The following is a 12,668-nucleotide window of genomic DNA, read 5'->3' on the forward strand; positions in this document are numbered from 1 at the left end:
GCGCCAGCTACTCAGAAATCGTTACCTCATGGATATCCTCACCCACTGCCCGCAGCTCGGGCCGGTACATATCCTCCACCTGGGTCGGTGGCACCTGATAGCGACCCGGCGTCACCGCCCGCATCAGGTAGACCAGCTGCTGGTTGCTCCCCTCGCTCAGATCCAGCGCCGCCGTGTAGCGGTCATCGCGAAACTCCTGATGCTTGAGGTAGTCGTTCCACTCGCTCTGCCACGCCGGTTTCCCCTCGATGGAGAGCTCTTCGAGCTTGATGCTGTTGCCAAGGGCGGGGTTCTCCAGCTCGAAGCCAGCGGGCACCATCTCCACCAGCAGGGCATCAGGCACCGCTGATTCACTGCTGACATTGAGCCGCACCACCACCAGATCGCCCACCTTCACCTTGGCGGGATCAAACGGCTGACCGTCGCTATTGAACCAGCTGCGGGTCACACTCATCCCTTTGCTGATCCGTGCTGGCGCTTGTTCGGGGTAACCGATCAGAGTGCGCTGCACATAGAGGGATCCCTTGCCCTCGTTGGTGACAGAGCTCGCCGCCAGCGCCTCGGGGGTGCCCTGCTGCAGCGGAGCCGAACCGCTCAGGGATCCACTGCCAAGAGAGGAGGTCACCCTGGCCTGCCAGTCGACGGCCGGATCGACGCGGGCGAGTCGCAGCAGGGCGAGCCGCTCCTGGGTGCTGAGCCACTGACGGTGAGCCAGGGTATCAGCCACCTTGGCGCTGAGATCGGGCCAGCGCTCCGCAGCCAGCTTGTGCTGGCGCAGCAGGGAGAGCTCAAGGGCTTCATCACGCAGCGGTGAGCCGTAATCCCCCAGATAGTCGTCCCCGCGCTCGGTCGCCAAGGCCCGGCTGAGAGCCTTGGCGGCGTTCTGCTCATCCCCCATGGCCGAGAGGGCCAGTGAGAGGTGCAATAGCGGCAAGCCTGAGCGGGCGTGATCGGCCTGCTGCTCCCAGACAAGGCGCAAGGTAGCGAGCGGTGCCTTGCCCACCCGGGCCAGCACATAGGCACTGTAAGCCTGATAGGCAAGACGGCTGTGCTCGGGGGCACTGCTCCAGCGCTCGCCGTACTGGCTGTCGGTGAGATAGCTTTGCAGCCGGTTCAGCGCCTGATTGAGCATCGCCTCCGGCACTGTATCGCCCGCCTCCTTGCGCGCCAGCAGGTAATCGGCGGCATAGGCGGTGAGCCACTGTTCCTCGTCGGAGCGACCATCCCACAGACCAAAGCCGCCGCTTGGCAGTTGCAACCGCTGCAGCCGTTGCAACAAGGCGCGTTGCACATCCGCTTCGCTCGCCGCTTTCTTGCCCTCTGCGGGTTTGCTCCAGGCGGCCCGCTCATCCGCCGTGGTCAGCAAGTAAGGCCAGGCGCGAGAGAGGGTCTGCTCCAGACAGGCGTAGGGGTAGTCGGCCAGCGCCTGCCACTGGGCCGCCGGATCCCAGGGCGGGGTGCCGGAGAGACTGAGCAGCCCCTGCAGATTGGCGCGAGCCAGCCCAGCCAGCTCACCGGGCGCAAAGCTCATCTGCTGGCCGGGGGCCAGCATCTGGTAGCGTTGGCGAGTCTCGGCCGGCCAGGGGGAGCGCAACGGCAAAGTCCAGTCGCGGCTGATGGCAAAATCCTTGCCGCTGGCAGCCAACTGCAGGCTTGCCACACCGCTCGCCCCGGTCACGGTGAGCGGCAGGGTCAGCCACTGCTCCTCGCCATTTTTAAGGGACAGGGTGCCGGGCAGCTCGCCGTTTGCCTTGAGCCCGCCGTTGAGGGTCCAGGCAAGGGAGAGGGTCTGATCCTCACCGCTCATGTTGCGCAGCTGCATCAGCGCCCGGGTCTCATCCCCTCTGGCGCCAAAGCGCGGCCAGCCGATCTCTGCCACCAGCGGCGCCACCACCTTGACGGCGCGCTCAGCCTCACCGACCTGCTGTTCGTTCCAGGCCAGCGCCATCAGCGCCAGCTCGCCGTTGAAGTTGGGCAGCTCGAGCGGGATCACCGCCTTGCCGCTCTCATCAAAACTCACCTCGCCGCTCCAGAGCGCAGCTATCTCGACCCGGCTCTCCAGCGCGCCCCCCTTTTTCAGCGGCGCCCGGTCACCCCCGTAGTTGAGGCGGGCCAGCTTGCCATCCTGTGGCGGGATCACCTGGCCATAGTTGTCGAACAAATCTTGGGCGAAGCGCTTGCGACCAAAGAAGATCTCGAACGGGTCGAGGGGCTGGTAGTCGCTGATATTGAGCACGCCCCGATCCACCGCCGCCAGCACCACGCGGCCCTGACTGTTGGGGGTGGAGGTGGCGGTCACTTCCAGCCGGGTGAGCGGCACCGCTTTGTCCGGCGCGCTCAGGGTGAGCGGCAGACGGCGCGCTTCCCGATCCAGGGTGAGCGGCACCAGACCGACCGATCGCAGGCTCTGCACACTCTTTTGGCTCACCGGCTTTGAGTCACTGTCTGGCGCGGCGATCTGGGCCGAGATATGCAGGTCATGGCGCTGCCACTCGGGGCTGACCGGGATCTCGAACTCGCCACGGGCATCCTTGGCATCGCCATCGGCCCCCTTGAGCTCGATGCGCTGCCACCAGCGCAGGCCGTCGCCATCTTCCACCAGCAGCAAGCCCTTGCCGGGGCGCGGCGCCACCAGCGTCACCTTGGCCTTGTCCCCCGCCTGATAGGCGCGCTTGTCGAGGGTGATGGCAATCTTGTCAGGCCGCGCCTGCTCGCCACCGCCACCCCAGGCGTAACTGCCGATCTCCACCCTCAGGCTGGATTGATGGCCCTGACTGTTCTCCACCTCCAATCGATACCAGCCCGCCGCCAGTTGCAGCGTGAGCGGGGTCGGCCCCTTGCCGTCCAGCTGCAGGGTCTGCTCCTGCTCCAGATAGGGCTGGCTGTTGAACTCGTACTTCCACCCCTCTCCATCGGCGTAGTGCCAGTAGTAGTCGCGGTACTCGTTGATAAGGCGCACCTTCACCGCCCCCGCCACCGGCTGCCCCTTGTCATCGAGGTTGAGGATCTGGAAGGGGAGCGGCTTGCCCCCCTCTACCCGATCCGCCACAAAATCGGCCTTGAGCGCCGGCCACTGGCTGCCCGCTGGCCAGCCATACTGGGTGCGGCTGCGATTGACGGCGCGGCCACCGGGTTCGGAGAGCGACACCCTATAGGCCACCTCCAGCGGCCCGAGGGCGCGCACCCCATCGAGCTCATCAGCTAACGAAAACGTCCCCTGCCCCTGCGCATCAAGGGTGAGACTGAGGGGCTCAAGATCCCTGGCCTGCTCGGCGAGCAGCACATCCCCCAGGGTGAACTCCTGCCACTGGGTAAAGGGCATGGTGGCGCGGCTGATTTTTACCTCGGCCTTCGCCTTGGTGGCACTGGCTGGCGCGCCATAGAGATAGTCCCCCTGCAGCGGCAGGGCGAGAGCGGCGTCCAGACTCGTGACTTCCCCATCCGGCCCCTTGCCGAGCTGCAGCTTGAGCCGCTCCGGCAAGAACTCCTCCACCAGAAAAGGCCACTCGAAGCGGCTGCCGGCGGCGGTCTTGAGGTTGATGGTCCAGCGCCCGAGCGGCGCATCATCCGGCAGGCGCAGGCCGTAGTGGGCGGCGCCAAGATTGTCCGGCAGCAGCCGTTTCTGTTCGAGCAGCTGACCATCCGGCTGCTTCACCTCCAGCTCCACCGCCATGCCCGGCAGCAGCTGGCCATCCTGGCCCTTGAGCAGGATCTCGCTGTCGAGCCGCTCGCCGGGGCGATAGAGGTCACGCCCGCTAAAGAGATACAACTGCTGGGCCTGCCAGGGCTGGGTGCCGAGATCGAAGGTGGAGAGATCGAGCGCAGCCCCGTCGAGGCGCAGCACCGCCAGATGGCTTCCCTGCTCGGCCAGCAGCAGGCGGGCCCCCTGCACCTGATCGAAGCGGCGGTGACCGCGGTTGTCAGTCTGCTGCACCTGCAGCCGGTTGCCCTTCTCGTCGAGCAGGGAGAGTTGCACATCCTTGAGGGGATCGGCGCTCGCCAGGGAGCTCACAAACACCTCCAGCTGATCCCGGTAGCGGCGGGCACTGAGCCCCATGTCGCTCACCGCGAAATAGGTGGTCTCCTTGCGCCAGTCATAGTTGCCAAGGGGGGACATTACCGCAAAGTAGACGCCGGCCTCGGCCAGCTGCGGCTCCTTCACATTGATGAGGCGGGTCTCGCGCCGGTTGGCATCGAGCTCCAACGCATAGCGGCCGCTGAATACCCGCTTGGCCCGCTTGGTGATCTGCTCAAGCTCCCAGTTGTCCATGCCGGCACCGGGGCGATACTCGGCCAGGAAACGGGGCAGGTATTCGGCATCGACCCGAAAGAAGTCGATATTGACCTCGTCCACATTGACCGCGCTGATGGGCAGGCGTAGCTCGTCGCGCAGCGGCAATACCATGCCGCTCGCGGTAAAGGAGGCCCCCGCCTCCAGCGGCCGGGTCTTGAGAGTCCAGCTCTGGGGGGATGGGCCCAGCCCCGCCTTGAGGCTCACTTCATAGCTCTTGTCGGGCTGAACGTTCGGGAAATAGAGGGTGCGACCATCGTCGGCGAGGATCCACTCCCCCTGCACCTGCTTGCCCCCTTCACTGACCCCGAGCCAACTCTGCCAGTTTGCCTTGGGCACCAAGGGGCCGGAGAAGACCAGCGCCAGCGCCGGGGCATCCCGATATTGGCGAGCATTGGCTTGCACGACTGAACTCGGCTCCCCTGCCTCCTGCCGGGCAGTGGATTCGGTGGTCGGTACCTGGCTGGCAGGCTTGTCGGGGCCACAACCGGCCAGCAGCAGCGCCGCCAGCCAGGCCACACGGGGAAGACGAGTCACGGGGCAGGAGAGAGAGAAGTGCATGGTGTTCATCCCGGGTTGGATCGCCGCAGCGCAGGAGCCAATAGAATAAAGCGTCGCTCCCGGGAACACCAACTGCCATGTCGGGCGGCATTGGCCCCTGATGAAGAAACGGGCCACTCACTGGAGTGGCCCGTTTGCATACAGAGTGATCAATCGGGCCATGTCAGCCTGGAGGATCTACTCGGCGATCACCGTCTGCCAGGTCTTGAAACCGCCGGAGAGGTTCTTGACCCGAAAACCGTGCTGGCTCAGCAGGCGGCAGGCCACGTGACCCCGCAGTCCCACCTGGCAGCTGATGAGCAGCTCTTTATCCTTGGGCAACTCATCAAGACGGCTGCGCAGCTCGTCCAGAGGAATGTGCAGCGCCCCCGGAATGCGTCCCAGCTTGTCGAGTTCGGGGCCATTGCGCACATCCACCACCTGCTGATGGGGGTGGCGAGCCTGCACCTCGGCTGCGTGGCAGAGCAGGGTGTCCCCCTTCAGGTGGTTGCTCGCCACGAACCCGGCCATGTTGATCACATCCTTGGCTGAGCCAAAGGGCGGCGCATAGGTGAGCTCCAGATCCTGCAGATCAAATACGGTGAGGCCGGCGCGCTGGGCCACCGCCAGCACGTCGATGCGCTTGTCGATGCCATCCTTGCCGATGGCCTGGGCGCCGTAAATCTTGCCATCGGGGGCAAACAGCAGCTTGAGGCTGACCGGGTGGGCACCGGGGTAGTAGCCGGAGTGGCTGCCCGGGTGGACATAGACCTTCTCGAACGGCAGCCCCAGCTGCACCAGCCGCTTCTCGTTCAGCCCAGTGCTCGCCACCGCCAGATCGAACAGCTTGCAGATGGCGGTCCCTTGCGTCTTCTTGTAGGTTTCGCTTCGCCCCAGCATGTTGTCGGCGGCAATGCGCCCCTGGCGGTTGGCCGGGCCCGCCAGGGGAATGAGCACGGACTCGCTGGTGACGAAATCGGTCTCCTCCACCGCGTCCCCCACCGCGAAGATGCAGGGATCCGAGGTGCGCATGCCCGCATCCACCTTGATGCCGCCCCGCGGTCCCAGCTCCAGCCCCGCCTTGGCGGCGAGCAGCGTCTCGGGCTTGACGCCGATGGCGAGGATCAGCAGCCCGGTATCGAGCCGGGTGCCATCACTCAAGGTCAGGCGTAATCCACCCCTTTGTTCTGTGGCCACGGCAGCGGTTTTTTCCGCCAGCACATCCAGGCTCTCGATGGCCGAGAGGCCGGTGCGCAGGCGCAGATCGATGCCCTCCTCCCGGATACGGGCATGGAGCATGTTGGCCATCTCTTTATCCACCGGCGCCATCACCTGATCGGAGAGCTCCAGCAAGGTGACGTCCAGCTTGCGCTGGTGCAACGCCTCCATCATCTCAAGCCCGATGAAACCGCCTCCCACCACGGTGACGTGGCGGGGCTTGTCGTGCGCCAGCGCCGCCAGAATGCGGTCCATGTCGGGAATATTGCGCAAGGTGTGCACACCCGGGCTGTCGATGCCGGGGAACGGAGGCCGGATGGGGGCCGCACCCGGGCTCAGCAGCAGCACGTCGTAGGCTTCGCGCCGCTCTTCGCCGCTCAGCAGGTTGCGCACCAGCAGGCTCTTGCCGGCCCTGTCTATATCGATGACGTCGTGAAACACCCGCACATCCACGTTGAACCGGCGCTTGAAGCTTTGCGGTGTTTGCAGCAGCAGGGCATCCCGATCCGGGATATCCCCCCCGATATGATAAGGCAGACCGCAGTTGGCGAAGCTCACGAACTCGCCCCGCTCGAACATCACAATCTCCGCCTCTTCGCTCAAACGGCGGGCACGGGCGGCGGCGGACGCCCCCCCGGCCACACCACCCACAATCAGGATCCGTTTCATCTGCAAGACTCCACTCAACAGGAAATGGCCAATAAATTAGACTCATCTAATTTAGAATTCAATGAAATTTTGTTTGCCACGGATTTGCAGTATTCTTGCCCTCCGACAATTGCTCAACAGGATAGTGTCAGTTCATGTCGTCTACCGCGCTCAGCCATCTTCCGACCGCCAGCCAGGCGCCCCTGTTTTTCCGCCTGGATACCCGTAGTCAACGGCTGGTCGCCCTGACCGATGTGATGCAGACGCCGCTCCACTGGCTCGACGAGCCCCGCAGTGCCTGGCCGGCCCAATTGCCGGACGCCCTGCGCCAACCCATCGAGCAGCGGCTGGCCAGCGGCAAGGGGGGCAAGCTGGTGCTGCGCTTTGACGCCCTCCTCTGGCACATTTCCCTCTCCCACGAGCAGGACGCCTTCTGGCTCATCTGCCTGCAGACCCAGTCCCAGGAGAGCGCCGCCAGCCTGTCCCTGCAACTGCCGCGCCTGAGCCAGATGGCCAGCCAGCAGCAGTATGACGCCATGCTGGAGAGCCTCAAGGAGTGCCTGGGGGCCGATCGCCTGATCCTCTGGCACTACCAGGCCCATGGCGCCCTTGGCGGCGAGCAGCTGACCCCGGTGTTCACCCTGGGGGTGGACGCGCTCGGTGCCATTCGCGGAGACAGCCGCTACATCCGGGCCCTGCGCGCCCGGGGCGCCCTGAGCTTCTCGGAGGCGGCCCACCAGCCCATGTTGAGCCAGCACTACTATCTGGCCGATGCCAATGTCTGCTCCCGCCTGGACGGCGCCTTGCTGGAGCAGGAGAAGCTCATCGGCGTGCTCAGCCTGGAGTATGCCGAGAGCACCCTCATCAGCGATGACACCCTGCAACTGGTGCGTCATTGCGCCCGTTTGCTCGGCCACTGGCAGCCGGACCCCGTGGCGACCGACGCCCCGGACCTCGCGCCTCCCCCGGGGCTTGCCAACCTGACCGGCAACGATTACTGCCGCGCCCTGCTGCGCTGGGCCATGGGCCTGAGCGGTGCCCACAGGGGCTGGATCGGCGAGTTTCAGCCTCGCGGCCAGGATCTCTGGCTCATTCCCCGCTGCGTGGTGGAGGGGGATGCCTTCGCCGTCGTCAAACCCATGCTCATGGACATCGGCCCGGGCCGGGAGATCTTCCAGCACGGGCAGAGCCTCTACGTGGAAGATCTGGCCCTGCGCTATCCCCAGTCCAGCCAGCTGCTGGCCCTCGACGCCAAGGCCTATGTCGGCATCCCCTTCCCGGGGCCAAATGGTCTCCCCCTGGGGCAGCTCACCCTGCTGCTCGCCACCCCCCTGGCCGATCCCGCACACCTGCTGGACGTCCTCTACGAACAGCGCGAGCGGGCCGCCAGCGAGTTGCAGCGCCTGGCCAATGACGATGCCCTGCGCCTGGCCGAAGTGGCCTTCAACACCCACGACGGCCTGCTGGTGATGGATCACGGGGGCATCATCCTCAAGGTCAATGCCTCCTTCAGCCGCATCACCGGCTTTGCCAGCGAAGAGATGCTGGGCCTGCACATCGACGCCCTGAGGCCCACCTACTATGGCGACACCCTCAAGGAGGAGGTGATCGCGGCGGTCAACCGGCAGGGATACTGGCTCGGGGAGGAACAATGCCTGCACAGGGAAGGACACCTCTTCCCGGTGCGGCTCATGGTGAGCGGGGTCAAGGACGAGGAGGAGGAGATCAGCCACTTCGTCTGCAGCTTCCACGACATCACCCAGGAGAAAGAGACCGCCCGCCACATCGAGCGCCTCGCCTACTACGACGACCTGTGCGATCTCTACAACAGGCGCAGCCTGACCGACATCATGCAGCGCACCCTGCAGGCCCCGAGTGGTCAGTGGGGGGCCCTGCTGCTGCTGGATCTGGACAACTTCAAATCCATCAACGACTCCCTCGGTCACGCCTGCGGCGATCTGCTGCTCCAGGCCGTGGTGGTGCGACTCAAGTCCCTGCCCCAGGAGAACCTGGTGCTCGCCCGCACTTCGGGTGACGAATTTGCCCTGCTCTTCACGGCACTGGGCCAGGGCTATATCACCGCCAAGATCCTGGCGGAGCACTTTGCCCGGGAGCTGATGGGGATCTTCCGTGCCCCCTTCGACATCGGCGATCACAAGCTGCACTGCAGCGCCTCCGTGGGGATCAGCCTGTTCAGCGATGACGACAAGGATCACCTTGTCCTGATGCAGCAGGCCGATACCGCCGTCCACATGGCCAAGCGCGCGGGCCAGGGCAACCATATCTTCTTCAGTGAAGCCATGGCGGAAAAAGAGAAGAGCAAGCTTTCTCTCAACAACCAGCTGCGCGATGCCCTGCGCAACAACGAGCTGGTGCTGCACTACCAGCCCCAATACCGGGTCGACAACGGCACGCTCTCGGGCATAGAGGCGCTGCTGCGCTGGCAGAAGGCCGACGGCACCATGGTGCCACCCGGGGAGTTCATCCCCATCGCCGAGGAGACCACCCTGATCCAGGAGATAGGCTACTGGGTGATGAAGACCGCCTGTGCCCAGTACAGCTTCTGGCTCAACAACGGTCTCGCCATCCCCCATCTGTCGGTCAACGTCAGCGCCCGCCAGTTCCACACCGCCGGTTTCGTGCAGCAGGTGGAGTACATTCTGCGGGACACCGGGGTGCCCCCGTCGCGCCTGCTGCTGGAGATCACCGAGTCCGTGGTGCTGGAAAACCGGCTGGAGAGTATCGCCAGGATCCGCCAGCTCAAGGCCCTCGGCCTGCTCATCTCCATCGACGACTTCGGCACGGGCTACTCGTCCCTGGCCTATCTGCGGGATCTGCCCGCCGACGAGGTGAAGCTCGACAGAAGCTTCATCCAGACCCTGGTCCACAGCGAACAGGACAAGGCCATCGTCAAGGCCATCCTGGATCTCGCCCGGGTGTTTCGTTTCACCGTCACCGCCGAAGGGGTGGAGGAAGAGGAGCAGCTCGCCGTGCTCAAGGCCCTGGGATGCCAGCATTATCAAGGCTTCCTCACCAGCCGGCCGCTCCCCGTCAAGGCACTGGAGAGCCTGCTGGGTGCCACCCCTGCGGGCTAAACTGGTAGGATTTATAGGGCTTTCTGTCATAAAATAACGACCGCTCGAACCTTGTCCGCACCATTGGAGTCGTCTATGTCAGTCATTAACCGGATCCCCGCCGTTGAATCCAAGGGACCTGCCACCCCCGGCACGCAGCGGATCCCGACCGTTGAAGCCAGCGACACCGGCACTACCGACATCATTGGCCGGATCCACTCCGTCGAGACCTGCGGGACCGTCGACGGCCCCGGCATCCGCTTCATCGTGTTCATGCAGGGCTGCCTGATGCGCTGCAAGTATTGCCACAACCGGGACACCTGGGACACCCAGGGCGGCCGCGAGGTCACCGTGCCCGAGTTGATGCAGGATCTCACCAGCTACCGCCACTTCATGAATGCCTCAGGCGGCGGCGTCACCGCCTCCGGTGGGGAAGCCATGCTGCAGCAAGAGTTCATCGCCGAACTGTTTGCCGCCTGCAAGGCGCAGGGGATCCACACCTGCCTGGATACCAACGGCTTCGTGCGTCACTACGACGAGCTGCTCGATCGGGTGCTCGACAACACCGATCTGGTGCTGCTGGACATCAAGCAGATCAACGACGAGAAGCACATCCCCCTCACCCATGTCAGCAACAAGTACACCCTGGAGTTCGCGCGCTACCTGGCGTCCCGCGGGCAGACCATGTGGATCCGCTACGTGGTGGTGCCGACCTGGTCCGATGATGACGAGAGCGCCGAAGGCCTCGGTCAGTTCATCGCAGAGCTCGGTGATTGCGTCGAGAAGGTGGAACTGCTGCCCTACCATGAACTGGGCAAACACAAGTGGGACGTGCTGGGAGACACTTACGATCTGACCGGGATCAAGCCCCCCAGCAAGGAGACCATGGACAGGGTTCAGGCCATCCTCGGCAAGTACCACCCCAACGTGAAGTATTGAGACAGGAGGCCGCCCGGGACTGGGCGGCCTCTTTTCATTGCGCCAGCCGGCGCCCGGGCTCATCACCGGGCAGTGACATTCGAGGGAACATGCCATGAGTGAAGGACAAGTCGCCACCCTCCTGCTCTGGCTGGTGCTGCTCGCCTTCAGCCTGAACGCCTCCCTGCTGCGCACCCTCCACGCCAACCCCCTCTATCAGCACCTCTGCCTGGGGAGCGCCATCGTCCTGGTGCCACTCTGGACCTTGCGGGCCGGCCTCCACGAGGGGCTGGAGATCCACTTTCTCGGCCTCACCAGCCTGACCCTGCTGCTGGGCTGGCGCCTCGCCCTGCTGGCCCCCTGCCTCACCTTGCTGATCCTCGGGACCTTTGGTGTCACCGATCTGGCGGAGTTCGGCTGGCAGGCGCTCATCGGCATCGCGCTGCCGGTCGCCACCAGTTGGCTGCTGTTTCTAGGGAGCTGGGCCTGGCTGCCCCGCCACCTCTTCGTCTACCTGTTCGTGGCCGCCTTTCTTGGGGGGGCGCTCAGCATTTCGATCAAGATCCTCGCCAGCGCCCTGCTGATGGGGCTGAGCGGCGCCTACCCCTGGCACACCATCAGTGCCGATTACCTCTCCATCTGGCCACTGCTGCTCTTCCCCGAGGCCCTGCTCAACGGCATGGCCATGACGTTACTCGCCGTCTACCGCCCCCACTGGGTAAGCACCTTCTTCGACAGGGAATATCTGGGGCGCTGATCCTGACATAAATGGCCATGCAGGCCCATGTCATGGGTCCCCTGAACGCCGAACAGCGCTCAGAAGACCTGATGAAAAGCTAGAATCTGTACTCGATGTGGAGTGTGTGACTATCCAGTGATGGATTGGGCTCATACATATGCCCATTGGACATATGTTCATACTGATATCCCAGCAGCCAATTCCGATTGAAGGCATACCCCAGCCCTAATCCAGTTGATAGCTGGACAGGGCCACCATAGTCCTTAAAACCATTCCCCTTGTGCCCGAACTCATGTTTGCTTAGCCACAGCACCTCAACCGGCATCCATACCACCCATTGGCCCCACAGACATTCAGCACGCCACCACGCACTCCCAACCCAAACTGACAACCCGACTCACCCCATTGCCAAAACATATGGTGGAGCTTGATGTCAGCAGTATAAATATCGAGCTTCTCGTTTTCGGCAGGTGTTCCTAGCTGCACAGCCACGATCTCGTCATTGGCAATGGCTGTCGTGCTTATGCTCAGCAAGAGCAATAATCTGGCGATCGAGTGAAGATTGGCGTCCATGCCCCCTCCTGCATCCTGATGTCCCCGCTTTGTCAAGCGTCAAACAGGCACACATCAGGCATAGCCAGTGAGGGAAAGGGCTGTCAACTCAGCACCAAAAACTAAAAATAAAGATGTTCCCGAAGAAATAGTCTACAAAATTAGCTGCTGAGGGTAACGAACAAGGAGATAATACCAATGCCTTACACTGTGTAAGCCTTAATGACGCCCCCTGCCACACCAACCACATTATTACTTCTGATGCAACAAAAATATCTGCCGTCATATAAATATCACAAACACTCCTTATTTAAGGTCTTTCTAAATTGACAGCTTCTGCGCTAAAAATACTCATCAGACCTGTTTAAACCATTACTGCAAATATGAAAATATAGTTACATAACAATAGATTAAATCACTCTGGCACTACCGGTTGTATGACTAATATGTGTTGACTCATTCGCAGCCCACAGGTGGTATGCGCCCGGAATAAAATTAGGTTCATCGCGGCTTTCCGGGGAAGGCCGCCTTGATTTTCAGAAAAAAGTATTCTGAGTCCCTAAATCCATATGCCATACGCTTTATCACTTTGATCTTGTTGTTCACCCCTTCCAGCACACTCGTGTGCATCGGGTAGTTTGCACTCGCCAGGATCCCCCGCATATATTTCGATAAATTTCGACCAAAT

At 63.0% G+C, this 12,668-nt stretch carries 8 protein-coding genes; 3 read left to right on the plus strand and 5 right to left on the minus strand.

The features are described from left to right. Positions 1 to 7 precede the first annotated feature (7 nt). Together PG883_RS02080 and PG883_RS02085 are read right to left on the minus strand one after the other, a co-directional pair. Positions 8 to 4,852: an alpha-2-macroglobulin family protein gene (locus tag PG883_RS02080; RefSeq protein WP_270806913.1), complete on the minus strand. Its 4,845-nt coding sequence runs from the start codon at positions 4,850 to 4,852 to the stop codon at positions 8 to 10. A gap of 177 nt (positions 4,853 to 5,029) precedes the next feature. Further along, positions 5,030 to 6,718, minus strand: coding sequence for an FAD-dependent oxidoreductase (locus PG883_RS02085; protein WP_244081822.1), 1,689 nt, complete (start codon positions 6,716 to 6,718; stop codon positions 5,030 to 5,032). 134 nt (positions 6,719 to 6,852) lie between these two features. On the opposite strand from PG883_RS02085, the gene PG883_RS02090 reads away from it, so the two are divergent. From PG883_RS02090 to PG883_RS02100, 3 genes are all read left to right on the plus strand, one after another. Next, positions 6,853 to 9,792, plus strand: a complete 2,940-nt coding sequence (locus tag PG883_RS02090) for a sensor domain-containing phosphodiesterase (protein WP_270806914.1) — start codon at positions 6,853 to 6,855, stop codon at positions 9,790 to 9,792. A 75-nt stretch (positions 9,793 to 9,867) separates the two neighbouring features. After that, positions 9,868 to 10,710, plus strand: a complete 843-nt coding sequence (gene pflA, locus PG883_RS02095) for a pyruvate formate lyase 1-activating protein (RefSeq protein WP_244081820.1) — start codon at positions 9,868 to 9,870, stop codon at positions 10,708 to 10,710. A gap of 94 nt (positions 10,711 to 10,804) precedes the next feature. Beyond that, entirely contained in the window at positions 10,805 to 11,446 is a 642-nt protein-coding gene (locus tag PG883_RS02100) for an energy-coupling factor ABC transporter permease (RefSeq protein ID WP_244081819.1), read from the plus strand. Between the two features lie 79 nt (positions 11,447 to 11,525). Here the strand turns inward: PG883_RS02100 and PG883_RS02105 are convergent, their stop codons facing one another. From PG883_RS02105 to PG883_RS02115, 3 genes are all read right to left on the minus strand, one after another. Then, positions 11,526 to 11,753: an acyloxyacyl hydrolase gene (locus tag PG883_RS02105; protein WP_234932785.1), complete on the minus strand. Its 228-nt coding sequence runs from the start codon at positions 11,751 to 11,753 to the stop codon at positions 11,526 to 11,528. Continuing rightward, positions 11,729 to 12,001, minus strand: a complete 273-nt coding sequence (locus PG883_RS02110) for a hypothetical protein (protein WP_270806915.1) — start codon at positions 11,999 to 12,001, stop codon at positions 11,729 to 11,731. The genes PG883_RS02105 and PG883_RS02110 overlap by 25 nt, the downstream gene beginning before the upstream one ends. A 480-nt stretch (positions 12,002 to 12,481) precedes the next feature. Further along, positions 12,482 to 12,668, minus strand: a 187-nt coding sequence (locus PG883_RS02115; protein WP_223916557.1) for a transposase, incomplete at its 5' end; no start/stop codon positions are given.

This window comes from Aeromonas sp. QDB25, from assembly GCF_027707725.1.
GTDB classification, from domain to species: domain Bacteria; phylum Pseudomonadota; class Gammaproteobacteria; order Enterobacterales; family Aeromonadaceae; genus Aeromonas; species Aeromonas caviae.

Coding starts and splice junctions, on each gene's coding strand:
- PG883_RS02080 (WP_270806913.1), bottom strand. CDS start 4,852: ATGCACTTCTCTCTCTCCTGCCCCGTGACTCGTCTTCCCCGTGTGGCC.
- PG883_RS02085 (WP_244081822.1), bottom strand. CDS start 6,718: ATGAAACGGATCCTGATTGTGGGTGGTGTGGCCGGGGGGGCGTCCGCC.
- PG883_RS02090 (WP_270806914.1), top strand. CDS start 6,853: ATGTCGTCTACCGCGCTCAGCCATCTTCCGACCGCCAGCCAGGCGCCC.
- pflA (WP_244081820.1), top strand. CDS start 9,868: ATGTCAGTCATTAACCGGATCCCCGCCGTTGAATCCAAGGGACCTGCC.
- PG883_RS02100 (WP_244081819.1), top strand. CDS start 10,805: ATGAGTGAAGGACAAGTCGCCACCCTCCTGCTCTGGCTGGTGCTGCTC.
- PG883_RS02105 (WP_234932785.1), bottom strand. CDS start 11,753: ATGCCGGTTGAGGTGCTGTGGCTAAGCAAACATGAGTTCGGGCACAAG.
- PG883_RS02110 (WP_270806915.1), bottom strand. CDS start 12,001: ATGGACGCCAATCTTCACTCGATCGCCAGATTATTGCTCTTGCTGAGC.